The 25,107-nt window shown below is 59.4% G+C and carries 21 protein-coding genes and 1 pseudogene; 8 read left to right on the forward strand and 14 right to left on the reverse strand.

What is annotated here, in order from left to right; all coding sequences use genetic code 11:
* Window positions 1–253: 253 nt before the first annotated feature.
* Window positions 254–1,078 (reverse strand): hypothetical protein, encoded by an 825-nt coding sequence (locus QF038_RS09390; protein ID WP_307609896.1) that lies wholly within the window; start codon window positions 1,076–1,078, stop codon window positions 254–256.
* Window positions 1,079–1,273: 195 nt separating this feature from the next.
* Here QF038_RS09390 and QF038_RS09395 point away from each other — a divergent pair, with 195 nt between their 5' ends.
* The 3 genes from QF038_RS09395 to QF038_RS09405 are packed head-to-tail and all read left to right on the forward strand — an operon-like array spanning window position 1,274 to window position 2,230.
* Window positions 1,274–1,483, forward strand: coding sequence for a DUF4177 domain-containing protein (locus QF038_RS09395; protein ID WP_306905780.1), 210 nt, complete (start codon window positions 1,274–1,276; stop codon window positions 1,481–1,483).
* 47 nt (window positions 1,484–1,530) lie between these two features.
* Window positions 1,531–1,974, forward strand: a complete 444-nt coding sequence (locus QF038_RS09400; RefSeq protein WP_307609897.1) for a hypothetical protein — start codon at window positions 1,531–1,533, stop codon at window positions 1,972–1,974.
* 4 nt (window positions 1,975–1,978) lie between these two features.
* Window positions 1,979–2,230, forward strand: a complete 252-nt coding sequence (locus tag QF038_RS09405; RefSeq protein ID WP_307609898.1) for a helix-turn-helix domain-containing protein — start codon at window positions 1,979–1,981, stop codon at window positions 2,228–2,230.
* Between the two features lie 4 nt (window positions 2,231–2,234).
* On the opposite strand, the gene QF038_RS09410 is transcribed toward QF038_RS09405, so the two are convergent.
* The 5 genes from QF038_RS09410 to QF038_RS09430 all read right to left on the reverse strand — a co-directional run bounded on the left by QF038_RS09410 (window position 2,235) and on the right by QF038_RS09430 (window position 5,907).
* Window positions 2,235–2,684: a hypothetical protein gene (locus QF038_RS09410; protein WP_307609899.1), complete on the reverse strand. Its 450-nt coding sequence runs from the start codon at window positions 2,682–2,684 to the stop codon at window positions 2,235–2,237.
* An 87-nt stretch (window positions 2,685–2,771) separates the two neighbouring features.
* Window positions 2,772–3,473, reverse strand: a complete 702-nt coding sequence (locus QF038_RS09415; protein ID WP_307609900.1) for a helicase associated domain-containing protein — start codon at window positions 3,471–3,473, stop codon at window positions 2,772–2,774.
* Window positions 3,474–3,516: 43 nt separating this feature from the next.
* Window positions 3,517–3,657 (reverse strand): hypothetical protein, encoded by a 141-nt coding sequence (locus QF038_RS09420; RefSeq protein ID WP_307609901.1) that lies wholly within the window; start codon window positions 3,655–3,657, stop codon window positions 3,517–3,519.
* A gap of 124 nt (window positions 3,658–3,781) precedes the next feature.
* Complete coding sequence (locus tag QF038_RS09425; protein WP_307609902.1) at window positions 3,782–5,080, reverse strand: hypothetical protein; 1,299 nt, start codon at window positions 5,078–5,080, stop codon at window positions 3,782–3,784.
* Between the two features lie 125 nt (window positions 5,081–5,205).
* Window positions 5,206–5,907 (reverse strand): hypothetical protein, encoded by a 702-nt coding sequence (locus tag QF038_RS09430; RefSeq protein ID WP_307609904.1) that lies wholly within the window; start codon window positions 5,905–5,907, stop codon window positions 5,206–5,208.
* Between the two features lie 164 nt (window positions 5,908–6,071).
* On the opposite strand from QF038_RS09430, the gene QF038_RS09435 reads away from it, so the two are divergent.
* Both QF038_RS09435 and QF038_RS09440 read left to right on the forward strand, forming a co-directional pair.
* The gene (locus tag QF038_RS09435; RefSeq protein ID WP_307609905.1) at window positions 6,072–7,820 is read left to right on the forward strand and encodes a hypothetical protein; all 1,749 of its coding nucleotides are present in this window, start codon (window positions 6,072–6,074) and stop codon (window positions 7,818–7,820) included.
* Window positions 7,821–7,941: 121 nt separating this feature from the next.
* A complete protein-coding gene (locus QF038_RS09440; protein WP_307609906.1) occupies window positions 7,942–9,753 on the forward strand; it encodes a hypothetical protein in 1,812 nt (603 codons plus the stop codon).
* A 697-nt stretch (window positions 9,754–10,450) separates the two neighbouring features.
* On the opposite strand, the gene QF038_RS09445 is transcribed toward QF038_RS09440, so the two are convergent.
* The 3 genes from QF038_RS09445 to QF038_RS09455 all read right to left on the reverse strand — a co-directional run bounded on the left by QF038_RS09445 (window position 10,451) and on the right by QF038_RS09455 (window position 12,656).
* Window positions 10,451–11,089, reverse strand: a complete 639-nt coding sequence (locus QF038_RS09445; RefSeq protein ID WP_307609907.1) for a DUF6308 family protein — start codon at window positions 11,087–11,089, stop codon at window positions 10,451–10,453.
* 140 nt (window positions 11,090–11,229) lie between these two features.
* Window positions 11,230–11,748 carry a hypothetical protein gene (locus QF038_RS09450; RefSeq protein WP_307609908.1) on the reverse strand — a complete coding sequence of 173 codons (519 nt, stop codon included), beginning with the start codon at window positions 11,746–11,748 and terminating at the stop codon, window positions 11,230–11,232.
* Window positions 11,749–11,753: 5 nt separating this feature from the next.
* Complete coding sequence (locus QF038_RS09455) at window positions 11,754–12,656, reverse strand: hypothetical protein (RefSeq protein ID WP_307609909.1); 903 nt, start codon at window positions 12,654–12,656, stop codon at window positions 11,754–11,756.
* Between the two features lie 1,123 nt (window positions 12,657–13,779).
* Between QF038_RS09455 and QF038_RS09460 the strand changes: the two genes are divergently transcribed.
* The gene (locus QF038_RS09460; RefSeq protein WP_307609910.1) at window positions 13,780–14,277 is read left to right on the forward strand and encodes a hypothetical protein; all 498 of its coding nucleotides are present in this window, start codon (window positions 13,780–13,782) and stop codon (window positions 14,275–14,277) included.
* A gap of 1,121 nt (window positions 14,278–15,398) precedes the next feature.
* On the opposite strand, the gene QF038_RS09465 is transcribed toward QF038_RS09460, so the two are convergent.
* Entirely contained in the window at window positions 15,399–15,851 is a 453-nt protein-coding gene (locus tag QF038_RS09465) for a DUF488 family protein (RefSeq protein WP_307609911.1), read from the reverse strand.
* A gap of 1,823 nt (window positions 15,852–17,674) precedes the next feature.
* Between QF038_RS09465 and QF038_RS09470 the strand changes: the two are divergent.
* A pseudogene (locus QF038_RS09470) lies at window positions 17,675–18,924 on the forward strand (IS256 family transposase).
* A 645-nt stretch (window positions 18,925–19,569) separates the two neighbouring features.
* On the opposite strand, the gene QF038_RS09475 reads toward QF038_RS09470, so the two are convergent.
* The 4 genes from QF038_RS09475 to QF038_RS09490 form a co-directional block, all read right to left on the reverse strand.
* Window positions 19,570–21,009 (reverse strand): serine hydrolase, encoded by a 1,440-nt coding sequence (locus tag QF038_RS09475; protein WP_307609912.1) that lies wholly within the window; start codon window positions 21,007–21,009, stop codon window positions 19,570–19,572.
* Window positions 21,010–21,473: 464 nt separating this feature from the next.
* The gene (locus QF038_RS09480) at window positions 21,474–21,887 is read right to left on the reverse strand and encodes a hypothetical protein (RefSeq protein ID WP_307609913.1); all 414 of its coding nucleotides are present in this window, start codon (window positions 21,885–21,887) and stop codon (window positions 21,474–21,476) included.
* Between the two features lie 333 nt (window positions 21,888–22,220).
* Window positions 22,221–22,811 carry a DJ-1/PfpI family protein gene (locus QF038_RS09485; RefSeq protein WP_307609914.1) on the reverse strand — a complete coding sequence of 197 codons (591 nt, stop codon included), beginning with the start codon at window positions 22,809–22,811 and terminating at the stop codon, window positions 22,221–22,223.
* 233 nt (window positions 22,812–23,044) lie between these two features.
* Window positions 23,045–23,842, reverse strand: a complete 798-nt coding sequence (locus QF038_RS09490) for a cyclase family protein (protein WP_307609915.1) — start codon at window positions 23,840–23,842, stop codon at window positions 23,045–23,047.
* Between QF038_RS09490 and QF038_RS09495 the strand changes: the two genes are divergently transcribed.
* Entirely contained in the window at window positions 23,841–24,791 is a 951-nt protein-coding gene (locus tag QF038_RS09495) for a helix-turn-helix domain-containing protein (protein ID WP_307609916.1), read from the forward strand. The genes QF038_RS09490 and QF038_RS09495 overlap by 2 nt on opposite strands.
* Window positions 24,792–25,107: the final 316 nt, after the last annotated feature.

Below are 25,107 nucleotides of genomic sequence, written 5' to 3' on the forward strand. Positions count from 1 at the left end.
TTCCCCCACCTATGTTGGACCAGTCCCAGTGTCCACCTCACCGCACTACGGAGTCATGAGTATCCAGTACTCGAAAATCCTGCGGCTTCTCTTCGCTTGCAGTGCTACGCGTTACTTGCCGAGGATTGTGCAAAGTACTCGGCTGCGGCCCCGACATTCTCTTCTTTCAGGATGGCTTGTAGTTCCATGAAGTCCCCTATGGCTTCAATGCGCGGACTATGACCCTGACTGACCCTGGGACGTCGCTGGGTAGTCAGTCTGAATGGCGAACCCCAATCTCGGAGTGGTGTTTCGTGACCCACTTTGCCATCCGCTCGCTCCGTTTTTCGATGAACGCCAGCACGTTCTCCCTGTATTCGATGTACTCGTGGGTTGTGGCCGGTGTTCCGGAACGCTTGAACTTGTTTGGCTTCAGGAAGTACTCGATTTCCTGGTAGTCGGAGCCGGGCTCTATGAGGTCTTGAAAGTGGAAGAAGTCCACGAACTCCTTGAACCCTTGCTCCCGCTGCCCGAAGAGTTCGAAAAAGTCCTTGTAGGCGGTGGTGACATCGGCGAGGGGGCTGTCTGGTTCTCCTGTGTAGTGACGCCGAATGCATTCGAGGGTGAGGTCCATGCGGTCAGCGATGAGCAGGCGCGCCCCTCGTGCCCTGTTCATGGTCCAGTAGTCCCTAGCTCGGACCGGCCAGATCATCGCACTGCCGATGGTGTAAGGCGGGTTGAGGTAACGAGCCCGCTGCTCATCATCCAGGCCCGTTATGGCGTCGGCCAGGGCCCTGGACCTCGGCCTCTTCTTCTTCTCCCATTTGGTGTAGGAGCTGGTGATAGCGTCGCTGCCGTAGCAATACCTGTCTGTATTGGCGTCCGTGAAGATGAGGTACTCGCGCTGTCTGGTTGTCACCTTCGGGGCGAAAACATCTCCGGACGGCAGTTCCTTGCTCCACAGCAGTTCGTGGTCCCACCGGAGCAACTGACTGCCACCATCCGGGTCGGGTTTGGTCCTTGGTGTGTCCGTCTTGTAGTCGAACGAAGTGTCGAAGACGCGTGGCAGATGCTTCTGCGGGTATTTCGGATACCTCAAGATTCCCCCAAAAACCAGAGTGATGAGACGCGTTCATCGTACGGGAGACAGGATCTCACCGCACTGGTTTGCAAGGCTTTTAGATTTGGCTGACGACGCCAGGAGCACGGCCCCATCGCCCGCGCCCGAGGAGCGGTCCCGACCCATCCCGTAGCATTGCTGCCAGTTGACCAGCAAGGGGGAGGAAGCAGCGTTATGCAGTACGTCGTCCTACAGGTGATCCTCAAAGAGAAACTGTGGGGAACAGGTTCAGGCAACCTGACCTCCCTGGAGAAGGCCATCAACGATCAGGCCGCGAAGGGCTACCGACTCCACACCATCACCACCGCGAGCAGCGGGAGCAAGGGAATGATTGGCGGCGGTGACCGCATCCAGGCAACGATGGTGTTCGAGCGCCTCGGATAATTGCAGATGCGAAACGATCTCGCGATGGCTGGATAGCCGGCTCCCGCATGCGACAGTTCGCTGACCGGGATGCCCGCAGTGCCCGCCCACGATGGACTGGCACCATCGCCTGGATCCTGCTCGTCCTCGCCTCGATGGTCCTGATTGGCTACGGGATCGCGCGCGCCAACTGGCATATCTGGTTGCCAAGTCCGGCCGAGCAGGAAGAGGTCTGGATCGGTAGTCGCTACATCCTGGCCGGCTGCGCACTCTCCCTCGCGGCCGGTGCCTGGTCGCACCTCCGCGGCAATCCCGTATGGGTGACGGTGTGCGTGGCACTGCCGGGGATCCTCGTGGGCTGGGCGGCTTGGGTGAACCCCTACAATCTGATGCGTCACCTGGCCGCCCTAGTGGCATTCCCGCTCGCTCTGGGCGGGGTCGTCGGGGTCATCCGGGTTCGCGGCCACCGGCAAGGACTAGTCAGTATCGGCCGGGAGCCGCACATAGGATGAACCGGTGACAGACGAACCCACAAAGCGCCGCTTCCTGACAGTCGAGCAGGCAGCCGAAGAGCTCAACGTGAAGTCGAGCCTCATCCGGGGCCTGATCAGCAGTGGAGAGGTGCGCGCAATTCAGGTCGGCGGGAGGGGGCTGTGGCGCATCGGCCTCCAGGATCTGGAAGACTACATCGCCGAAGCGTACCGGCGCACAGCCTCACACATTGCCGCTGGGGATCTCCCGGACGACGGGGAACAGGACAGCCAGTAGCCGTTTACTGGTGCGGCCTGATGATCAGGGTAGCGACCTGGGGTTCGTTCAGGTCCGGGCTGGTGACGTTCAGGAGGTAGTCGTATTCGCCGTCTGTTCCTTTGGAATTGCAGGCGGTTGTGGGGCCGATGGCGTTTGACTGCCGCTGGCAGATCTGGCTCGTTTTCATCTCAAAGCCAACCTTGGAGACAACCTCTGATACCTCTGCGGCGGTGAGCTCTTTGCCCGTGTTCCATCGCCGGTAGAAGCTGGGGCACGGGTTGGTACTGATGCAAAGGAACCGCTCCGGCCGGACAGTCTCGGCCTCCACCTGCCAGTTCAAGGGAATCGCGAAACGCTCTACACGCGAGAGCATGTTGGCAGTGACTCTGTCCTCGGCGGACCGGACCAGAAAATGCCCGGTGACTCCAAGAACCAGGATCACAGCCAGGACCAGCCCGGTTCTGAGCTTCACTGGATCCTCCCAATCCGTCCATGTCCCGCCAGCCTAGCCCTGGAGTATCTTCTCAGGGCCACTCCCGAAGAACTCAGGATCTTCGAGTCAGAATGGCTTGTGAGACAACTTGGTTACACGCGAGTCAGCACTTCCTGGTCGGCTGTTCGCACCTCGTCTGGCCCTGCCCTGCCGCCATCCCGGGATTATCTCGTCAAGCTTGGTCTTTTTTGCCGGATCCAGCTTGCCAGCGCGGTCGTTGATGCGCTGGACGTGCAGCCACACGCCCAGTACCCGTTCTGACTGGTCGTTTGTTTTGTTATGCCGGGGCCAATCGTTGTCAGCGGCCCGGTACGAGGCGACCTCAGCCAGCCGCTGCGTCCAGCGCGCTTCGTCGTCAGCCTGTTTTGCCGATGGTTTCCGCCAGTCAGGGATCACGTCCAGGGCGTCAGCGTAGGCAGGGGAGAGGGTGCCCTGCGCTGCGTCCTTACGGCGTCGATGCAGCCAGACCGCCAGTGCCTTTTCGCGGGCCGAGTGGCTGAAGATTGGCAACCTGCCTCCGGTGTTGTAGAAAGCGATGACGTCTTCCAAATTCCGCTGGCCAGCTGCTGTCAGACGCGGGAGTGCGGCGGGAAGCGCCGCCTGATGCTCAGCCCTGATGCGGGGATCCAGCTTGGCGGCAATGGCCAGGTGGTATCTGACCGTGGTTTCAGCGACGCCGGCGACCGCGGCGATTTTCGGCGTGGGAATGCCTTGCCGGTACATCAGCACCCACTCAGTATCGGGCGCGGTGCGCTTCGTCTGGGTCATTTGCTTGCCAGTGTCATCACCGCAGGGGGTCGTCCTTGGACCGTCAAGCCTGCTTCAGCTCAGCGATCCGCAGCCGGAGGAACACGATGATGAGGACCAGGGCGTATGCCGCCAGTCCGGCCAGCGCGATCGTCAAGATCGCGTACAGCACACCAATAACACCGAAGGCTGGACTTGAATTCACTGGTTCCCCCAATTGTCGTAAGCCCTAGGCTATGCGAACCAGTCCTTGTTTTGTTGGACTCGCGTAGTGCCCTGGAAGGGCCGGGAATTGGCAGAAGTCATCGCATGCTCAAAGCTATATGCTTCTACCTGATCCCATGCGGTCCGTGTGGGCTCCAGCCGTCGAGAAACGGCACAAGGTCTTCATCGCGATAGTCTGCCAGGACGGGAACCTCGATGGGGCGGAGCAGGGGATCCTTGGCGTCGATGTAGTCGCGGGCCCATGCCAGCCAGGCAATCCCGCGATTGACCAGCTCTACATCCCGTTCTGAGGACACTCTCGCCTCCAGTGCAGCCACGTACTTGCGCAGCATGCCGGCTTCTGCCCAAGCGTCCGCCTGAATCTTCAGCTGCTGGGCCTTGTGGTGGTCCTGGATCCGTATACGAGCGCGCGCCATGGCTGCTTCCCATCGCCGCTGCTTTTCTTCCTCCTTGAGGCGTGCTTGCTCGCGCTTCCACTCGTTTTCCAGATGCTGAATTTCGATCTCGCGAAGGATGGCCGGCAGGGCGCTGTCGAGTTGCTGTCGCTTGCCGTCGCGAAACCGTTCTCGGCGACCGTTGGTTGAGTATTTTTGTGTCAACTCCAGTTGGAGCCTCGCCGTGGATACGAAATCGGGGTTGATGACCAGCGTCCAGGACTGGTTGCGGGAGTTGTATTTGGGGATGTATGGCCTTGCGGATCCGCCGTTCGGGGGGAGCTCCCGCATTACCAATGGCACGGTGGTTGAGCCGACCGTGATGGCGACGTCGCCATCGAGAGTTGTGGTGCCGCGGGAGTTGGTGCGTTTGTGGCTCGACGGCAGCGTGACCTCGTAGCCGCGAGCAGTACCTTCCGTGGCCAGCGCGTGCAGCAGTTTGGCTGCACGCGCGACGTGCTCCTTCGACACCCCCTTCGTGCCGTCGCGGAACGCTTTGGCGACCGGGTGATATTTGCCCACCGAGTCCGGAATCGGGACCGGACGCTCGTCGACATCATCGGGGAAATGACGCGCCCACCGTGCCTCGTACTTTGGGCTCTGCCACGACCCGGCGCTCGTTATCTCGAGCTTGTAGCCTTTCGGGCGCAGAGCTGACTTCATGACGTCACGGATCAGGGCATCGTTGGCTGCGCGGTGCGAATATCCGCCCTCCACCTCAAGGACGCCGTCAGCGGCAGTGAGCTTCTGTATAAATTTGCCCGCTTCAGATTCGTGGGTGTGGTTGTTGCTATCGGAGTCATCGATACCCTCGAGGAGTTCCACACCCAGCTGGGTAATTTTGGCGGTCCAGGTCGGCCCCTTGCCGGTAATGGTGATGTATCGATCGTCCGCCAAGGCTCGGGCCGATATCCGATGTGAGTAGCCTTCGAAGATGCCACCCGGAGAGCCGTCATTGACCCATTTCAAGACTTGGGACTGTAAAACGCTGAGCGGCTTAGGGTGCTGTGGCAAGGGAATGTCCAATCGGAGTCGGTCCATGGCTTCATAACAACGTCCAGAACCAATGATCGACTCAGTCGTCAATGAATGCGTTATTTGGTAGAGCGTGAGAATTGCCTGCTCAGCCGTTGGATCCTTTTGAGCTGTCGCAATGATGCGTAGAACCCTAACCAGTCACGGATCCGGGGTTTGGTCACACCAAGTTCGGAGACGGGATGGTAGTAATCGCGGTCATTCGGACCGAACGGCTCGGGCTTCCCTTCGCGGTAGGTGATGTAGTCGCAGGGCCGTCGGCCAGGTGCTAAGTGGCGCACGAAGAAGATCGCCGAGCCGTCGTACTCGTCCCCCTCTGGCGCGATGTCTTCTATCCATTTCCATGGGATATGACCAATTTGGGCCACGTTCGGGGCGGGACGATCTGTTCTCGTGAGAGTGCGGTGCCCTCGGTCGTCGTAGTAGCTCTCTATTCCGGACAGGATGACTTCCACTCCGTTGTGAACGATCTCGATTAGTTCCGAGCTTGAAAACATCCCGCCGCGCCAGGTCACCTTGTTGCTGCCGTCATACCCGCGTTCGTACAGCGCCGCGTTCATTACGATGATTTTGCTGTTCAAACCTTCAGTGCGGATCGGCTTCAGGACGTCCCACGCCTTGCTCTCCAGTTCACGGACTCGTTCACGTTGCTGGCGGAAGGACAACTGACGGCCTATGTGAAATATGGCTAGTGTGACGCCGAGCGAAGCCACAGAGATGGAGAGAGAGACGAAATCTACCCAGGAATAGTCACCAGTCACTGTGTAAGTGTACGGAGCGTAGTTCGCAGGCATCAGGCCTAGGACGACCAAATGGAAGGCTAAACGCTTGCGTGTGGTCGTTTCGCAAACGCGTGGCCCCAAGCCGAACCGGGAATCCAGCGCGCCGATCGGCGGATCTCCGATCTGGTTCGTAGGCTTAGATCGTGCCTACTTACGACTGGCCGCTGATTCAGCAGCGAAGTGGTGACTCCATCGAGTCGCTTATTGCAACGCTCCTTCGTCGTGAATACAACGACGTGCGGCAGACTAAGCCTTCACAAGGTGATGGCGGGATTGACATTCTCCGCCTAACAGCTGATGGGCTCGAGGTTTGGCAGGTCAAAGGCTTCACCACAGCGATGACAGACAAGCGGTTCCGCCATGTCAAAGAGTCTTGGAAACGTTTCGTGGACGTTCATGTCACACCGGGTGAACAGCGAATTGTCCGCTACCATCTGGTCACGCCGTGGACACCTACCGAGGAGCGCGTCGCTCAGCTCGAAGAGCTCACTATGGAAGCGGGGTTCCTTTGCCAGTGGGACAGTGATGCCTTCATCGCGGGTCTGGCAGACCGCTATCCCGAGACCATGAATCGGTTCACTTACGGCGAAGCGGTGTTGGAACAGTTCGTTAGCCAGAAGGCCATGCTCGCGTCCTCGCCGGTCGAAAGAGGCGAGTCGGTGAAGATGCTCGATGCCATAGAGGCCCGGCAGGATGCCGTTGATGCCCTCCGCGACACAATCCACGACAACTACCGGATCGAGCACGGTACCCGAACAGTAGCCAACAGCCAGGAAATCCCCTTGCCGTTCGATGATGACCCCGCGGTTTTTCACCATATGACCTACCTCGGAGATTCCCGCTGGAAATACGAATCCGTTGTGCCGCGCACGCCAAACGCTGCTGAGATTGACCCCATCAGCATGGATGTCGAGTTTCTGACGACTCCCGGGACACCCGAGTACGATGCAGTACGGGCATGGGAAGAGTGGGGTACTCCGTTCCAGGACGTGCGGGTGAGGACAACAACAACTGGTGGACCATTTGCTCACGCCGAGCCGGTGGAGTCGGTCGTGTCCATCATCGAGAAACGGCGTGTCGATGCGCCCCAGCTCTATCTGCGATGCGTTGCGAGCAACGGCCAGCGTCGATTCCGGATGGCATTGGTCGTCGCCTCGCAAACAGTTGGTACACAAACAGGCTGGCTGCGGCTAGTCCTCGACACACCGGAACGTACGCTCAACTTCGAGCTTCGTTTCAAACAAGGGGAAGGCACAGAAGCGAAGGCTGGGATGGGAAACGTTGACGGACGTGATCCAGAGACCGTCTGCGACGAGCTCGAGATGCTGGTTGGTATCCACGAAAGCGACGTCATCTCAGTGGAGACTGCCACCGGGGATCCGCTTCTTCGAGCGCATGGCACCGTTTTACCCACGGCACTGGATGCCCTGTACCTTCCTGTCGCTCGCCACCTCACTTCGCTGCAAGTTCGCACAGCTCCCGCATTTGTCATGCCATCGATCGACGAGATCACCGATGGTCAGTTCCGGCACCTCGCGCTCCTTGCAACCATCTATGACGGCATTCCTCATAGCTGGAGCTGGACGGAACTCAGGTTCCAGGTTCCAGAGGACGATACCGAGGCAGAATCCATTAGGACCGTAGTCATCGACGCTATCGCCGGTCGCGGGACCATAGTGCAGGTGGAGACACCGGTCTTCACCTTGGGGAACCGGACCTACACGATCGATCATCCCCTCGCCAGTACTACACATTCGGTTCAGCTTGAACCAGGCGTCGATCCCGCAACGCTAAAATCCGGGGACACATTCCGGCTCTTGCCCGGGACGGACGACTCGGTCGCAACGGCAAAGGTTGTCGATTGGACGCCCGGGAGCATCCAGTTCAACTAGTTCCCAGCGAATCGTTGCGTGAACAGGTGGACGGGCGACGCCCGGTAGGGTCGGAGGCAGAGAATCACCCACTCGGCGAATTCGTCGAGTGTGAAGCCTTGTTGGCGCAAGGAGGCCATGGATGGCGCGTATCGAGTGGACAGCACTGAGCGGTGATGAAGTCGAGACCGTCGTCTCGATGCTCATATTCAACGAGCATCCGAGGGCATCACGCATTCGCCCGTCGCGGGGCGACTTCGGTATTGACGTACTCGTCCCGCACGCTGAAAGTAGTTCGTCCTCGGATGTGTATCAGATCAAGAAGTTCGCCACGAACTTGAGTTCTAATCAAAAGAGTCAAATCGAGGACTCACTTCAGCGTGTATTGGTGGGACTGCTGCGCCGTGATATTGCTCTTGCTGACTGGTACTTAGTTATGCCTCTTGACCCGACCATTGAGAACGCACTCGACTGGTTCGCGGAGATGCCCGACGCTGTTATCGCTCGGATGTCCGTCGATGAGAAGCTTGCGCTATCAGCGGAGGAGATTGCGAAGATTCAGGCTTGGCGTCGGGCACCTGGGCGGATCATCGAGTGGAAGGGCTTAACCTACTGCGAAAACCTTGCAAGCAAGTTCTGGTTCGTAGCGGACTACTACCTCCACGGTGGAAGCGAGCGAATCAAGAGCGCTGTGGCTGAGGTCGCGAAGATACTCCAGCGCGACGTAACCCTGCCCGATGCGGGCACCGATGCGGCCAGCTCATCGATAATCGAACCCGGAGAACTACGTGAACATCTTGGCCGATTGAGCCGCGTGCTGGACGGTGACCCCCACTTCCGGTACGGGGTCAGCGTCGACCCGGCAGCGCCGCAGCTGCATCATGAACCGGGGCTCCTAGCAGCAGCTCAGGATATTGCGCCTGACGGCACGTGCATCACGTTCCGCATCTATGAACGGTTCGCGGAGGCCGTGAACGAGCGGCCGATCCCGATCAAGGTGAGGTTTCAATTTGAACCGGGTAGTGCCGAGCAACAGGCATTCGAGGAATGGCGCAAGTACGGCAAGCCGTTGACAGCCGACGTCGCCGTCGACTCAGACCTTCCGGGAGGGCTCGGGGGTTCTTTCGAAAACGCGACCGCGAGCATTTCAGCTGCTGGTGGTGGGGCAAAGGGCGAGACTCGATATCGGATTGTCTCTCCGGAGGGGACGGCGGTTGCCGAACTCCGGTTCGCGGTGACATCCACCAGGGGACTGGACGGCGCAGGCGTATATGTCAAAGGACATGACACCTCCGGCACAGTGTCGATCGAAGGGCATTTCGATGCAAACGATCGGTCCGGCAAGATCGAGTTCTCGTTCAGTGACACAGCGGGCCGGGAAGTAACAGAGGTCGCCGACGCAGTCGAGTTTGTCGCAAATCTCTCGCAGCCGAACAGGCTCCAAATCGCGGGCAAATACGGACCGTTCCAGGACCTCCATGACACCCCGGAAGTTGAAGCACCGCTCCCACCGTTCGTTGCGAGGTACATCACTGCCCTCGCTGCGCTCCAACCCCATACGGCAACGCCGATTGTGGTGCCCGACCTGGCAACGGTTACCGGGAAGTTCGCTCAACGCGTGCTAACGGCAGCGAAGCTTCTCGACGGGCAGACGATCGTCGGCACGTGGAAGCCGTTCGAGTTCGAGATCAACGGCGATGCCTCGATCGATACCAACGGTCATTACCAGTTAGCGACGATCGATGCATTGACTGTGGAAGTTGGCAACCAAACGCTGACACTCGGAGCTACCCAGAACACGCTCCTTTCCGCAAAACTGACGGATCTCGGAGACGGACGGCTTCGCGCGGAGCCGCACCTGAACGATACAGGTCAGCAGACTTTCGCTCCCGGCGAGCCGATTCCGCCCGCTGGCCGTGCACCGGTTCGCTCTCGTCCAACACCCGAGGAATAAGACTGATCATCCTTGAATAGACCCGGTCGCCGGGTTCGCACCTGACGGTTGGGTCCCATGAGGCTGTCTCAGGAGGCCGGATCTCGGCTCTTCGCACTTCCGTTGCACTCCACGTGAAGACTGCTATGTGGTCTGCCGCCTGTCTGTGTCCGGGAATTCACGGAGCGTGGCTGCTATGGCCCTGACGGCGGCCGGGTCTTCCGCCCAGGATTGGCCTGTCCGGGTACAGGCGTGGAAGCTGGTCACTTTCGAATGTTTGGCTGCCTCAGCGAGTTCGTCCCATGCGCATCGCAGATCCTCCGGGAGTTCCGGCGGCAAGGGCTCATTCGGGGCCGCCGGGGCTTCGGGAGCGCTCACTTTAGGAGCCGTGGTTGCAGCTTTTCGCTGAAAGAGGTTTCTGAGGCCCATTTCTGTCTCCCTTCTGACGACGGGGAGCACATGGCCAGGCTTCATGAAGGCTTCCGGCAGACAGCGGCGCAGTCATTGATCCCCCCAATAGTCGAGCTTCCATTCTGATCGGCCCAACAGCTTAGTGTTTATCACTCTTGGGCAACTGGATGCTCGCAGGGCTCGCACCGCTCCGGGCGTCCGCTTCGCGGCCGGCTGTTGGGTCCAGGGCACCCGTCGCAGAGCTCCGGACCCGTGGCCCTGTTGTGTCTGGGCTGTTTTTGGCTGCTGTCGTTATTGAATGCAGGCCTCAGCGGGACCAACTGAGAATGTCCAGGATGCGCAAGTCGCTCAGGTCCGACAGCCTATTGATGTCAGCATCCTGATTGGCCAGGTCTTGCCGAAGCTTCGCGAGGGCGTCTTTGTTAGCGACGACGTCGTTGCGGATGGCACCCCAATACATGCGCTTGAAACCGCGTTGTTCGTAGTGTTTCGCCGCAGCCAGCGCCGGGGCTCGGTAGAGCTCCATCAGACGTGAATCCAGGATGGGGAATAGGTGCGGGCGCTTGAAGTGTAGAACCTTGGAGGCTTTGGCCCAACTCACTCCGTGAATGTCTGTGATGAGGGAGTAGAGCTTTTGCATCGCATCGTACTGTCCCTCCTCAATGGCTGGGTCGGCGTCTTCGATTCGGGCGGTAGACGCGACTGCTGCCCAGTTCTCCCTCCAACTCGTGGATCGCTTTTCCAATTCGGACTGCTCCGCACGAGTGAACCGTGAGTGAATAACTCGTGTTGTCCAAATCTCGTCCGCGGTGAGAATGTTCGGATCGCCTTTGTCGCCAAAGTCGTATTTGAGCAGCGTGCCTGCGTACCGCCTGCTGTATTCCGTTAGCGTTTTGAGTGGCCCAGCAATAGTGTGGCCGGCGATGTTGATATTGGTGGTCGTCATTGTCACTCGTTTCTGGTGCCTGAAGCGGCCTAGCCATGTGTTGGACCCATTGTGGCTCAGACCCATGCGTTATGACGGCGGACACTTCTCCGCCAGTGAAAGTACGTGCGTTTGGATGTCTAGGCCTCATTCCTTCCAGCTCAGCGCTTGGGCGGGAGGTCCTTGATGTCCTCGTGCGCAGTCCAGATCCGGCTGAGCACCATGAGAACGTTCATAATGAGGTGGACGACAAGCCCCACGAGTATGCCTACCCAAAGCGGCTCGAGGGCTGTATCTGGTTTCTGCGTGGCGGCGGCTGAGGCTAAGAGAACAACGAGAACCAGCCCCGTGATCACAGTCCAGGCCGCGTTGGTCATCAGTTCGTCAACGGTCCGGGCAAGCTGCTGCTCGGGACGAATCTTCTCGTCGCGTCGGATCTTGACGCTGAAATTGAACACATTGACCAAGAGCGCAACGAGCAAGCCGGAGAACACCGACGCCCCGGTCAGTAGACTGCCCACCGAATACACCGCCGGACCCCAGACTGCTGACAGCACTCCGATGCCGATCGGAAGTCCTACGAACGCAAGAATGTCGCGGGCGACAACTTTCCGGCTATAGCCAGTAAACGTGCCGAACTGGGCTCTTGCGATTTCGATGAGGTTGATCTTGTTGCTCATGCTGGTCAGCCATCGATGCGAAGCCGGGTCAGTTGAGCGCCGATGATATCGCGAGCCACACTCCGGAACGACTCATCACCTGGCCGTACGTTGCTGTTGGCTTCGATTTCCCAGGCGAACCGCGGCCAGTCGTCGCCGATGTGAATCGTCCGGCGACGCTTGTCCTTTTCGACAACGACTCTGGTTTCTTCAATATCCCCTTCGTCCACGGCGACGCTTAGGACCTGATTGGCGGGAAGGCGCCCGTCTGATCGGAGCTGATCCAGCCAGCGCCGAGGAAGTACGTCGCCGCGGCGGTCTGGGCGGATGTCATAAAGTTCCTTCGTCGGGCGGCCAGCTCGATTACCTTCGGCGGGCTTGCGCGCGACGAACGTCAATTCGCGGAGGTTGGCCCCATCGAGGAACTCATTCCATGCATCGGCATCCTCGACATAGTCAATTTCGAGGCGATAGCCGTCATGACGCGAACCGAACCATTTCTTGAAGTCGGAGGTCAGCACACCGGACGAGCTCAGACGCCCAATCTGCTCATGGGCGATATAGCTGAAGGATCCGTTCAACGGCACACGATGGAGCAGACGCAGGGCATCGCTGGCCACTTCATTGCCGGCGATACTTCCTGTCTGGGAGCCTGTGTTGGAGTCACGGACGCGGCGTGAGTTTCCGAAGTGACCGTAGTCGAGCTCGCATTCCACCTCGCGCTTGGTTGCGCGCAATTTCTTGGACTCAACAGTGAGGAACCGCTCTCGGTGTCGCACGCCTCCGGAGCTCCGGATTCCATCTACGTACACATCCCATTCAGTCAGTAGGTCGTTGGACTCCGGCCCGAAATTTGACGGGTGGACTTCCTGATCTGTCTGGTTGTGAACTATGCGGACCTGGAGAAGTCCGATGGTGTGCTGCGGCATGCGTCCCCTTGTTTGAGACCGTCCTCGGTGCTTAAGGAACGGTCTGATGTGCTGCCACCCCCACGTGCGGAAGGAATGACACTACTCACATTAGTGGGCGCCACCGACAGGAAGTCCCCGATGGCGACCAGACCATAACCAAGGAGATCATCCACATACTGCATTTCTGCCTCCGGAACCGGGACGCATCCACACAGACGATGGTTCCATGCCCCGAAGAGAACAAGATGTCGCCGCGCTTCCTGACCATCGATCAGGTAGCGAGGGCGCTCCACATCGGCCAACCCTTGGTAGCGGCCTGGTGGCGAGCGGCGAACTGCGTGGCTTTCAGTTGGGCGGAAAGTATGGCGGATTGGCGCGCTAGCGCCGTCGAGGACTACATCTCCATGGTGCACCGTCACCGTCTCACTGCTGAACGGTTGGCAGCCGGTGAGCTCCTGGACTGAAGTCCTGAGAGCCGATTCCGTCCTCCAGCCCTGGCACCTGGATAATCATCCCATGCCAAGTTCCTGTGCCTTCTGCGGCTCCACGCAGCCGCTGACCCGTGAGCATGTTTTTGGCCAGTGGGTGAGCAAGATTGGTCTTGACCTCAGCCCCGCCATGCACCACGCGGGTGCGTTGAATGGCTTGCCTCGGGACATGGGGGACCAGCCTCCCTATCGGCTGCAGGTGAAGAAGTTCTGTGCACCCTGCAACAACGGGTGGATGAGCCAGCTGGAAAATGCCGCCCAGCGTGTCCTCACTCCGTTTATCCTCGGTAAGCCTGGAACGATTGCGGTCGAAGATCAAGCTGTGATAGCCATGTGGGCGCAGAAGACCGCCCTCACGGCGATGCTCGTATCCAGTGAGAAGCAGCGCGATGAGGGATACGGCCTTGCGCCATCCGAGTACATCGCTTTGTACGAACAGCGGGAACGGATGCAACCCCTTGATGCCAGCCAGATTTGGGTCGGCAAGTACGTAGGGGACAGATGGTTTTTCCGGCGTGCGGGTGACACCGATGGTCGTACATGTGCCGGGGAGCCCGGAACCAGATGTACCGCAAGGGCATGCTCTCACCATCGTGCTCGGTCAGCTCGTCATCCAGGGGCTACGGTTCACGTCGCCGGCTTTGGAAGTGAATGTGACGACCGAGCTGCAGATGCCGCAACTATGGCCAAGCGGCGCGGCGCTGCAATGGCCGGGCGGACAACCCTGCACTGAGGAATCGTTCCTCCGTTTCGCCGACGGGAAGATGATCAGATCTACGGTCGAACATTTGGAGTTGCATCCATGGCGTCCAGCGGTTGATGTGGCGCAGAGCATGCTCGTGGAGGACCAGGTTAAGGTCCCCGCGATGTGTAGGAAACACGTCGTCTCCTATCCGGCAGCCTTGCTCAGGGAAGCGATGAGGGGAAGATTCTACGCATTCCTAAGGGAATGCGAATGTGGGGTCACGTATCTGATTCAGACTGACTCCGATCGCTCCCGGTTCAGGGCCCACGACACCGCCGCGCTCGAGATATACGCGAATCTGCCGGGGGAAGAGCGATTGATTCAGAACCATGCAGGGAATTTCGTCTGTAAAAGGCTGCCTGCCGATGCCGATGCAGCCATAGCACTTGCAGCATCGCGGCGGTAAGCGTCGTGGTCTTGGGCGCCGGTTCATCGCCGAGAAGTAGGTGCAGGGAAAATTCAGCTGAATCGATGGCTGACGGAGCCGGGGTTCGATGGCAGACCACATTTTCGCACAGATCATCAGGAGCCATCTTCAAGGTCGGCCTTCGGATCCTGTATATGATCACTACGGGTGAGCCCTTGGCCCATGCAACGCCAAGGCACAGTAGCACCGACCGCGGGGAGCGGAGGTGTAGTCCCGATAGTCGCATGACTGAGGGTTATTTTTGGGGGCAGTTGAAATGATGTTCGGGGAAGGGTTGTTCGCCAACGGCCGGCCTGAGTACGAAAAGGAACTCGGAGCGGGCATCACTGAGGCGAAAGTGCTGATCACGGTCAAGGCCGCTCCACAGCCCTCGGCTAACCACGGTGACACTGTTTGCGTGGCAGGTCTCAGACTTGCGGAAGGTGGCCCGGAATGGATTCGTCTTTACCCGATCCCCTTCCGCTATCTCGAGGCCGACGCGAAATTCAAGAAGTACGACATCGTGAAACTAAGGGTCACACCAGCGTCCAAAGATCGACGACCCGAGAGCTACACCCCGATCCTTGACTCTTTGACCATCGACTCCCACCTTGAGCCCTGGAAGCCACGGCACCCACACGTTGATCCGCTCATCGGTGCGTTCAACACCTGCGAACTCAACGCCCGCGCCTTGAATGGATCGGCCGGCCCATCCCTGGCTGCAGTAGTTCCCGCGGACATCGACAAGCTGGAATTACGACTTTTCGACGGGTGGACCTCGGAACAACAAGCCAAGATGGAAGCGCATCTGCACCAAGACACACTCTTTGGACCCAAGACGGACAAATCGATCCTGTCCCCGCCGCGATTTGAAGGTCATTATCGCTACCGCTGCACTGGCAGGATTTGCAAAGGACACCGGCAAGGTCTGCTGGATTGGGAGTTCACTGAACTTCAGCGGAGGCACGCGGGGGACACTGATGAAGCAGCCAAAGCGGCAATCCAAAAGAGATTCCTCGATCAACTGTGCGCTCCGGCCCGCGGTCCGGCGTTCTTCTTGGGCAACCAGCTGAAAGACCCCAGGCGTTCGGTGTCTTGGGCGTTTACGCAGCAGGGGCCCGTTAGCTCCCGACTAGAGCCGCCAGGCGTTCTTTTACGCGAGCGAGAACGTATTTGCGGTGGCAGCACAGCTCACTGGCCTCAAAGCACAGCACGGCCACACGCTGCCCCGCGGCAAGGTCGGTGAGCTCAATAATCTTTTCTGCAGCAACTTCGCCGTCAAGCAGAGACTCGAAACGCTCGCCCGCAACCTTTGCAGCCGCAGTGCCCGGAGCCCAGAAACCTTCACGGTTGTCTTTGGGATTCCCTAACGCCGGCATGTGCCTGTAGCCGACGCCGGCCTCGGCTAGTGCTCCGCTCAGCGCCCTCTTTGAGAAGCCTTTTTTCCTTGAGATCGGGTTCAGCCGAACGTCCACGACCGTCCCGATTTTCCAAGCCGTCAGTTCCTCAAGGAACAACGCAATGTCCTTCCCTTCGTAACCAACACCGATGACGCCGCTCGTTTCAGTCCACATGGTTTCATTCTTGCACGTGGGCAAACTCGGCCGACGTCGAACCCTGCCCCGGTGCTACTCGATGCAGGCGCCCTGTGTCAGCGGACCCGGCACGAACTTGCGTTCCCTTGGGCTTCAGGTGGTTTCCAGCCTTGCCGCAGCCTCTACCGGGCGGTTAATGCCAGGCCCGGCCGCACCAGCAACGGCCCTCCTTGTGCTCCCGGATGACAAGGTCGCGTTCCCATATGTGGAAAACGGAAGCAATTGCAGCCTGCGGGCGCGCGCTAACGATGGAAACGTGCCATCGACCGCGCGGGAGACAATTGGCGGCGCACCTGTTGACGGCGGCCTCCGCCGGAGACGGGTAATCGTGACCGAATTCGAGCCCGCGTCTCACGGGAGGATAATCCATGCGCCCGATTGCTCGTCCGTCTGACGGACGCTGGTTGGTTGAGCGAGCACCGTACGACCTGGCCCATGCCGACCCACCTCGTTCTTGAACGTTCGTCAATCAAGCTCCTCTCCCATGGTCTCTCGCAAGGTCGCTATCGTCCTCCGGTCAAGCTCGGCCCCGCGACTTGGTCGCCGTGCCAGGGGGCCTATTGAATGCAGAGAACCTTGCCTGAACAAGGAAAACACGGGCCTAAACCGACCCACCCCCTGCCTTAACATTCACTGGCCAGACCGCATGAGCTCCGTGGCACCCAAGTCGATATCGGAGGTGGGTACCAAAAACCCCGGAATGACGCGGGTTCTGGCCCATGTCCGGACGTCTTTGCGGCACGGGAACGACCCATCTCATTAGTAACGTTGGTGCCTTCATGTCACGCCGTGCCGGGCGTGAGGGAATGAGTCCGGCGACGTCCTTGCTGCATGGGATTTAAGACCTCGCCAGGGTGTTTCTCGTTTAAGTCAGCCCGTCGACCGTGTAGGGGTTGGCTGCTGCTCAGCGAGTTGTGACGGGCAATCGAACTGGTCGCACGAGACGCAGTCCAGGTCCTCGAGCATGGCGAGACTCTCGCGCTGCCCGTCGACGACAAATGACCGAGCCTGAGGCGGGTGGAATACGAGCGGGGTTGTTGTCGAACTGAAGGCGTGTGACGTCGCTTGGGCCACCCGGTTTTCACTGTGGCAAAGGGACGAATACTGGCGCGAACAAGCCAACGGGGACTACGAACAAGCCCATAGGTTATGCGGAGGAGTATCCCTCTGCGTCGGCACTCCACAACTCTGTGGCTTCGTCTAAGGCGAGGCTGGACTGTTCGGACGAGACCGCAAAATTGCATTCCAACCGTTGCTCTGCCCAGTTGAAATTCAGTGACCAGGCTGAAGGGGCGACTGTTTGCTCAAACCAGTAGGTGATGGTCCATAAGGCGTTGTGACCCTCGTGAGTGACAATCTCCCCTGGGATTCCCTCTTTGCCTTCCTGCTTCAATGTCAGCTGCGGTCCGGAAGCTGGCCTATTCCGCAGATAGGACTCTGACTGCGTGCCGATTTCACGTTGCTTTTCGAGGGACAAGGGTCCTCGGAACCGAGCGCTGACCTGTGCAAGCAACCCGAATGGATAGATCTCGCCGTAGTCCAAGGTGCAAGCCACGCCACTGGAATCGATGAGACCCTGTCCGGCAACTAAGCCTGGCAGCCAATGTTGTGGTCTTACCGGCACGTTGATCTCCTGCTACTCGCGCTCATCATACCTGCTCTGATGCCCCTGCACATGACTAAACAGTGTCCTGATGGGCTCACTTTAGTCGCTGGGACTGTCTGAATAACGGTGTGTGGGCTCCGGCCTGATCCGAAAGGAGACGGCCGTGTCAGAGTCCACGACCGCAATGACAGAGGTGATGATCGATCCTGTGACGGGAGAGATCATCGATCAGAAGGAGCTTGCGGAGCAGTTGCTCGCGCAGGCCGAGGAACAGGGCATGAGCCTGGTAGGCCCCGGCGGACTGCTGACCCAGCTCACGAGGAACGTGCTCGAGACTGCGCTGGAAGCGGAACTGACCGAGCACCTCGGCCACGAGCATGGCCAGACACCTATCGCAGGCAACATGCGCAACGGCACCGAACAAAGACCGTGCTGACCGAGATCGGCCCGGTCGAGATCGAGGTGCCCCGGGACCGGGACGGCTCGTTCGAGCCGGTGATCGTGCCCAAGCGGAAACGGCGTCTGGACGGGATCGATCAAATCGTGCTCTCGCTCTCTGCCCGCGGGCTGACCACTGGGGAAATCGCCGCGCACTTCGATGAGGTCTACGGAGCCAAGGTCTCTAAAGACACCATCAGCCGCATCACGGAGAAGGTCGCCGGGGAACTGGCCGAATGGTCAGCCCGGCCTTTGGATCCGGTCTATCCGGTGCTCTTCGTTGACGCGGTCGTGGTCAAGGTCCGTGACGGGCAGGTGCGCAACACCCCGTTCTACGTGGTCATGGGAGTCACTACCAACGGGGAAACGGGGATTCTGGGGATCTGGGCCGGCGACGGTGGCGAGGGTGCACGGTTCTGGCTGCAGGTATTCTCCGAGCTGAAGAACCGGGGCGTGGAAGATGTGTTGATCGCCGTCTGCGACGGACTCAAGGGCCTGCCGGAGGCGATCACGACCACGTGGGAGCGAACGGTCGTGCAGCAGTGCATCGTGCATCTGATCCGCAACAGTTTCCGCTACGCCGGACGCCAACACCGCGACGGCATCGTCAGGGCACTCAAACCGGTCTACACGGCCCCATCGGAGCAAGCGGCGAAGGACCGGTTCGCCGAGTTCACCGCCGAATGGGGCAAGCGATATCCCGCAATCGTCCGGCTCTGGGAGTCCTCCTGGGCTGAATTCGTGCCCTTCCTGGAGTACGACGTGGAGATCCGGCGGGTGATCTGCACAACGAACGCGATCGAGTCGATCAACGCACGCTACCGGAGGGCTGTGAGGGCCCGCGGGCACTTTCCGAACGAAACCGCTGCCCTGAAATGCCTTTATCTCGTCACCAGATCTCTTGATCCCACCGGCGGGGGCCGGGCACGCTGGGTGATGAGGTGGAAGCCCGCGCTAAACGCGTTCGCTATTACCTTCGCCGGCCGGTTCGAGAGAATCGCTCAATAATGAAACCGGCCGGAGCTTACACACCGTTTATCGGACAGTCCCTAGTCGCTGGACGGCGAGGCAAGCATGATTTAGCCAGTCCCGATTGGGGAACCTTGGGACGAACGCCTTGGGAGGCCTCGGCACCCCACACGGGGGTGTCTGCACCTGATATGTAGGCGTTCCTTGTCAAGAGGGCAAGGTTGAGCGGTCCAGGCCTGGGTTGTCTTGGACCGCTCTTTTGGTGTCCGTTTCCCCTGTGTGGTCCGTTTGGCTGGCGCGTCATGATCGACGGGAGGCGCTGTCATGCTTATATGCGCGGGTTGCGGTCAATGGCGCTGTCGGCGGCGCTCGGCTTGCAGTACGGGTTGGTCGCGGGTGCCGCGAAGTGGATTTTCTGGGTGTAAGGCTCGAAAGAAGACTTGGTTGCTGTCGTCGATCTCGACGATGATGCTGTGATGGCGCGGATGCTTACCCAGCGGAAGGGCATGTAAGCAGTAAGCGAGGGGGCTCCTGGATCGCGGCGTACAATTCATTGCCTTCCTGTGCATGAACGACCGACTGTCTTTCGGCAGCTACTAGGCGCTGTCCGAGGCGGGCCTGCGAATACCGGAAGACGTGGCTGTGGTCTCGTTCGACAAGCAGCGCCGTCTCGCCTGTGATGACTCACACGGCCCGTGCAGTCTCGGGCACCTTCATCGCACGCAGCGGCATGAAACCGAGCGGGTGAGTGGCCCACTTCGCAGTAAACGTAGAGGTCGATGCATCGAGTACAAGGTGAAGGCGATGTGGAGTCTCAAGGAAGATCACGTCGGCGGCAAGCCTGCCTGCCGAACTGGTTGCATCGCCTGAGGCAATCCAGCCGGCACTGGCCGCTGTAACTCCGGCGACGCCCCACGTTCCAATGCCGGGAAAGATGCCGAGACGGTCATCGCCGTCTACGAGTGTCAGCGACCAGGGGGACCCATTCACTGCCGTGTCCATATCGATGCGATTAAGACTCGGATGATCGTTGCCGGCGGCAGCAGCGTACGACCGTGAATCTAGGGGTGGGATCGCCTGGGCGTTGGTCAGGGGAGGAAGGCTCGCAGTCGCCAGTCGTTGCCGGAGGGCTGCGTCTGCAGATGCGTCTGTGGCAGATGTCTCGTCGCCACTGAAGGCCGGAAGGAGGTGTTCCCAAGCAAGGTCGAGGACCTTCTGCATGTCCATGCTCTGCCCGGTGAGGGCGAGCACGACATCGTATTCGGGCAGTACAACGCAGAACTGGCCGTAGGCGCCGTCGCCGCGGTAGCCGTGCCTGGCCATCCAGAACTGGAATCCATAGCCCTTGCTCCAGTCTGGGTCGTCCTGAGCCGACGTCGCCACCTTGACGGTGGTGGCCTGGTCGATCCAACTGGTGGAGAGAATCTGCTTTCCATTCCATATACCGCGCTGCAAATAGAGTTGTCCGAGGCGGGCAATGGCGTCGGTGTCTGCGAACATCCCGCTGTAGCCCTGCTCGCGCCCGGAGTCATCCTGCAGCCACCCAACGTCGCCGACACCCAGCGGATCGAACAATCGTGAGCGCAAGTACTCGCTCGGTCGCTTCCCAGTCACTCTCTGCACGATGGCCGCCACGGTATAGGTGGATGGCTGGTTGTAGGCGAAGACCGTTCCGGGATCGCTTTCGAGCGGGGTCATCAAGAAACCACGGACGAGGTTGGTTGGGTCGATCGCCAGCGCCCGCTCCATCGTGTCCTCGTGGTGGCCTCCGGCCATTGCCAAGGCGTGCCGCACCAGAATCGAGCGAGCACGGGCGTCCGTGACCTCGCCATCCAACTCTGGAAAGTAGCTGATCACTGTGTCGTCGAGATCGATAAGTCCCTCATCGACGGCGAAGCCCGCCGCGGTGGACGTGAAGCTCTTGCTAAGCGAGTACAAGAGGCGCGCCCGCTCAGCTGTGTATGGGTCCCACCATCCCTCAGCGATAACGGCTCCTCCTCGCAGCAGCATGATGCTGTGCGGTTCAACACCGTCAGCCTTTTCCATTCCATCGAGGAAGGCGAGCACACCTGTCGCATCGACATTGAGTTCTGACGGCGTACGCCGTGGGAGTGATGGGTTCATGCTTCTGTTCTCCTTGCATAGTGCTCAGGTCTGCCGGTCATGGCGTGGACGTGTGACGGCACTGCGGTCCCACGGTGGCGAGAATTTGGATGGTTCGTTCTGCTTCGGGAAGTTCCGACCCATGCCCAGCTCAGTGGCTCTTTGAATCCGCCCAAGCCGGCGGGGCCATCCCCACCGGTACGAGACATGAATCCTGGCAAGGGTCGGAGCCGTTAGCGCGCGCCGTATCCCAGGGATGTGGATGAACTCCGAGAAGCACTCTTCCAGGGTTTTGGCGGGGAGGCCGGTTTCCCCGCGGGAAGTTCCGGAAGCTTCCTTCGAACAAACAACCCCCGCAACCCTTTGCCTTGGCTTGTTCTTCCCGAAGACACTCAATTTAGGAGCACCTCACTGGTTGGCATAAACGCAGCGAGTCCGACGGTTACTGCCAACTAGGAGGCTTCGCCGTTGATGTGCGCTGTCGGTCAGCTGTCTTCCTCAGGCCTTAAATCCATGGCGAGCCAGGCAAATGCCTCAGAAAGGGACGTAAACAGTCTCGCCGTACCGCTGGGCCGCACTTTGCTCACGTAAAAATACGCTGTTGCCCAGTCGACGGGTGAACAAGCGACTATAGCCAGCCGAGTAACGGGCAACGCTCCTGCAGCCACCGCTTCATGCACCCGGTAGTTCACCGTTCGTACACCGCATAGCTCAATAAGCAGAAAATGGACAGCGTCTGCCCTTACTTGCGCGACGCTTGCCATCGCGGCTGTGACATTTTCTTCAGTAACCTCTGGAGCACGCCACTGCAGGTGAATGACACCGCCAGAGACCATGACATGGTTCTGATTCTCAACCTGCTGAATAGGAATGCTTCTCCAAAGGGCAATTTCACTCACATGAACTAAACGGAAAGACGGGGGAGGTCCTTGCCGCCGTCAATGACAGCCAGCAAGGTGCCGGCGGGATGGCCGGGAGGCTGCTGGCGAAAGACATCGGCGAGCCCGCAGGATGCCGCCCTTAGACGTGCATTAGCACCGGGAGGCACTAGACAGACAGCGAGCGAGGTACACACCCACGCATCGCGTCACCGTCTCGACCGGGCCAGCAATTGGAGGTCGTGAGTGTTACACCGTCGCTGACACGTCGATCGAGCATTCGCCCATCGGTCTGGGTTTCCCGCTGTCCAATCCAGGGAACCCTGTACTGCAAGATGCCGCCCGCCATCTAGGTCAGACCGGCGGCTCAGGGTCGTATTGGATTCCCCGACGGACTTCGCGGGCACGGTCAGGACCGGCGAGTCGCCGTACTAAGTGCAGGGTCATATCAATGCCTGCACTTACGCCTGCACTCGTGATCAAGTCGCCGTCGTCAACGTACCTGTCCTGCGTCCTCAAGCTGATTGTCGGATCCAGTTCCGCGAGTAGAGCGACATCATTCCAGTAGGTCGTGGCAGGACGGTTCTCTAGCAATCCAGCGGCAGCGTAAACGAGCGCACCAGAGCAAACGCTCGTCATCAGCGGGGTCTTGACTCGCTGCCGTTGCACCCAATCAAGATGTCCGGTGTCCCTCATCAATATACGGGTGCCGGGACCGCCGGGATGCAGGAATACGTCATAGTGAGGAGCATCGGCAAAAGAGTGATGTGCGCCCAACGTGAGTCCCTTGGAGGCAAGCACGTGCTTCCCGTCCTTCGACACCGTGGATACTCCAAACCCATCTTCGGGAAATCTTTTAGTCCAGTGCGATAGGACTTCCCAGGGGCCGACAGCATCGAGCTCTTCGACGCCGTCGAAGAGGAAAATTCCTATGTGCCGTGTCATTGTGGGTCCGCCTTAGTCATCATGCAGCCAACGATGTCATAGCTTTTCCGGCCCTGTAATGGGCAGAAACGCCTAATGACGAAAGTATTCTGCTGATTGCCTTGACGACGCTTGCGGGCAAACCGAGCGACGCACCATGCCCAATATGCCCGGCCCTGACGCCTTTTTCAGTGGCCGCGAACATCCCACGCTGAACCGCAGCCTGTAGCGGCATGCCGTCGCACGTGGGGACATCAGAGTTCTGCATAGGCTCGGACAGGGAAGGTTCCGAAATTCTTGATTTTCGGTGGTGCGGCCGTGAAGCGTGCCCCTTGCTCGGGTACGTTTCCGAGGTTCGTGAGGTGCTCGACTATGTGAATACCTGCAGCGAGCAAAAGCGTGTGGGCCGGCCTTTCACCGCTGGAATCCTTGTCGTCGATGTTTAGTGAGTCGATCCCAACGAGTGCAGCCCCCTCCTGGACCAGATGCCGTGCACCGTCTTCCGTGAGAAAAGGTGCGCCAACCCCATACTTCGGTGTGCCGAAAAGACGATCCCAGCCGGTATAGAAGAGGACTGCTGCGCCCTTCAGGTCCCTATTCTGAAGCAAGGCAGAGGTTATGCCCCTTCCGGACTCGAATGGAACATGGATCACCTCCGCTCGAAGGCCTACCAGGGTCTCCAAGTCTAAGGAGGCCAAGTCTCCTCCAGTTGCGAAGCAATGGAACGGACTATCCAAATACGTGCCCGTATTGCCGATCATGGAGATCGTATCCAAGGTGAATTCCGTTCCAGGGGCGAATCGGGAGGGCGAATCCGCTCTGGAAAGGTAGGACTGAAATGTTGGGGCAGGAAGGCCCGGATAGGTGATGACGCCTTCTGCAATGGTGTGGCTCAAATCCACGATACGTCGGGTGTTCTTCGAAGCTGTCTGACGGGAGATTTCCATACGTACGACCCTGTCAGGCGGGTTGAAGAAAAAGAATGGGCAGAATTGCTGCGTATCGAAACTATTCTGCCAAATTGTCTCCTTCACCTGTACAGTGATGGCCATGCACAACGTCGTGGCTCTGGCATTGCCGGGAGTAGTGGCCTTCGATCTCGCCATACCCGCCCAGGTATTCGGCCACCCAGACGAGCGGGAGCGGTATTCATTCAGGGTGTGCGCCGCAGAGCCTGGTCTCGTTTCCACGACGACAGGCTACGCCATCCAAATAACCCATGGTCTTAACCTCCTTCGCGCTGCCGACACGGTGGTTGTTCCGGGTTTCAGTCCGTTGGACGACCCTCCGGAGAAGGTGAGTAATGCGCTGCGTCAGGCCAGTCGTCGTGGAGCGCGAATCGTTTCCGTTTGCACGGGTGCGTTCGCTCTGGCAGCCGCAGGACTCCTGGATGGAAAACGCGCCACAACTCACTGGCGGAATGCTGAACGGCTGGCCGCGATGTATCCGTCGACGACCGTCGATGCCGGCGTGCTCTACGTAGATGGGGGCGGAGTTAGTACCAGCGCTGGTGTTGCCGCTGGCATAGATCTTTGCCTCCACCTGGTCAGAAACGATTTCGGAACCGAGGCTGCCAACAGAATTGCCCGCCGCATGGTAGTTGCGCCCCACAGGGAAGGCGGACAGGCTCAGTTCATCGACAATCCTGTCGCTGCCCCGATCGGACTCTTCGGAGCGACCTGCGTGTGGGCTCAGAAGAACCTCTCCAAGCCCATATCGGTCGCAGATTTGGCTGATCATGCCGGATGGGCACCCAGCACGTTTGCCCGCCGGTTCCTGGCGGAAGCGGGCGTGACACCGCTGAAGTGGCTAACCGGGCAACGAATGGCGGAGGCCCGAAGACTCCTTGAAACTAGTGACCTGACCGTCGAAGCCATTGCCCACCGTTGTGGCCTCGGGACTTCGACGAACATGCGGCTGCATTTCATGCGCGAACTTTCAATGACTCCCACCAACTACCGACGACTGTACCGTCCGAATCCGGCCCGCGTCCGACCTTAGTCCCGCCGGTGCTGTCCGCGCGGAAGTTGCCCGTACTTGATTCATGGCCATTACCGCCACCTCCTCAGCCTCGAGAAGGCCCAACTGTCCTCGGCCTTGAGAAAAGATGGCCTTGGTGTCCCAGACTATGGTCCATAATGCGCATGGATGACCTCTTGTCAATTCGTGCGATATTGACAAACGTCGAGTCTGCTCGCTTGTCGTAAACGGGATGCCGGTGGTGACATCGTGTCCACGCCGTGTCCAACAAACCTGGGGCACCGCCATCCGTATGTAGTCGGCCCCTTTACGGTGGAATGTATTCGGTGGGTGCACG

Origin of the sequence: Pseudarthrobacter sp. W1I19 (assembly GCF_030817835.1) — a bacterium.
Lineage (GTDB): Bacteria > Actinomycetota > Actinomycetes > Actinomycetales > Micrococcaceae > Arthrobacter.

Excerpts from the sequence above, each read along its gene's own strand:
- QF038_RS09440 (WP_307609906.1), top strand. The coding sequence starts at position 7,942 with ATGGCGCGTATCGAGTGGACAGCACTGAGCGGTGATGAAGTCGAGACC.
- QF038_RS09445 (WP_307609907.1), bottom strand. The coding sequence starts at position 11,089 with ATGACGACCACCAATATCAACATCGCCGGCCACACTATTGCTGGGCCA.
- QF038_RS09455 (WP_307609909.1), bottom strand. The coding sequence starts at position 12,656 with ATGCCGCAGCACACCATCGGACTTCTCCAGGTCCGCATAGTTCACAAC.
- QF038_RS09475 (WP_307609912.1), bottom strand. The coding sequence starts at position 21,009 with ATGAACCCATCACTCCCACGGCGTACGCCGTCAGAACTCAATGTCGAT.
- QF038_RS09465 (WP_307609911.1), bottom strand. The coding sequence starts at position 15,851 with ATGTGGACTGAAACGAGCGGCGTCATCGGTGTTGGTTACGAAGGGAAG.
- QF038_RS09415 (WP_307609900.1), bottom strand. The coding sequence starts at position 3,473 with ATGACCCAGACGAAGCGCACCGCGCCCGATACTGAGTGGGTGCTGATG.
- QF038_RS09485 (WP_307609914.1), bottom strand. The coding sequence starts at position 22,811 with ATGACACGGCACATAGGAATTTTCCTCTTCGACGGCGTCGAAGAGCTC.
- QF038_RS09495 (WP_307609916.1), top strand. The coding sequence starts at position 23,841 with ATGCACAACGTCGTGGCTCTGGCATTGCCGGGAGTAGTGGCCTTCGAT.
- QF038_RS09490 (WP_307609915.1), bottom strand. The coding sequence starts at position 23,842 with ATGGCCATCACTGTACAGGTGAAGGAGACAATTTGGCAGAATAGTTTC.
- QF038_RS09400 (WP_307609897.1), top strand. The coding sequence starts at position 1,531 with ATGCGACAGTTCGCTGACCGGGATGCCCGCAGTGCCCGCCCACGATGG.
- QF038_RS09395 (WP_306905780.1), top strand. The coding sequence starts at position 1,274 with ATGCAGTACGTCGTCCTACAGGTGATCCTCAAAGAGAAACTGTGGGGA.
- QF038_RS09450 (WP_307609908.1), bottom strand. The coding sequence starts at position 11,748 with ATGAGCAACAAGATCAACCTCATCGAAATCGCAAGAGCCCAGTTCGGC.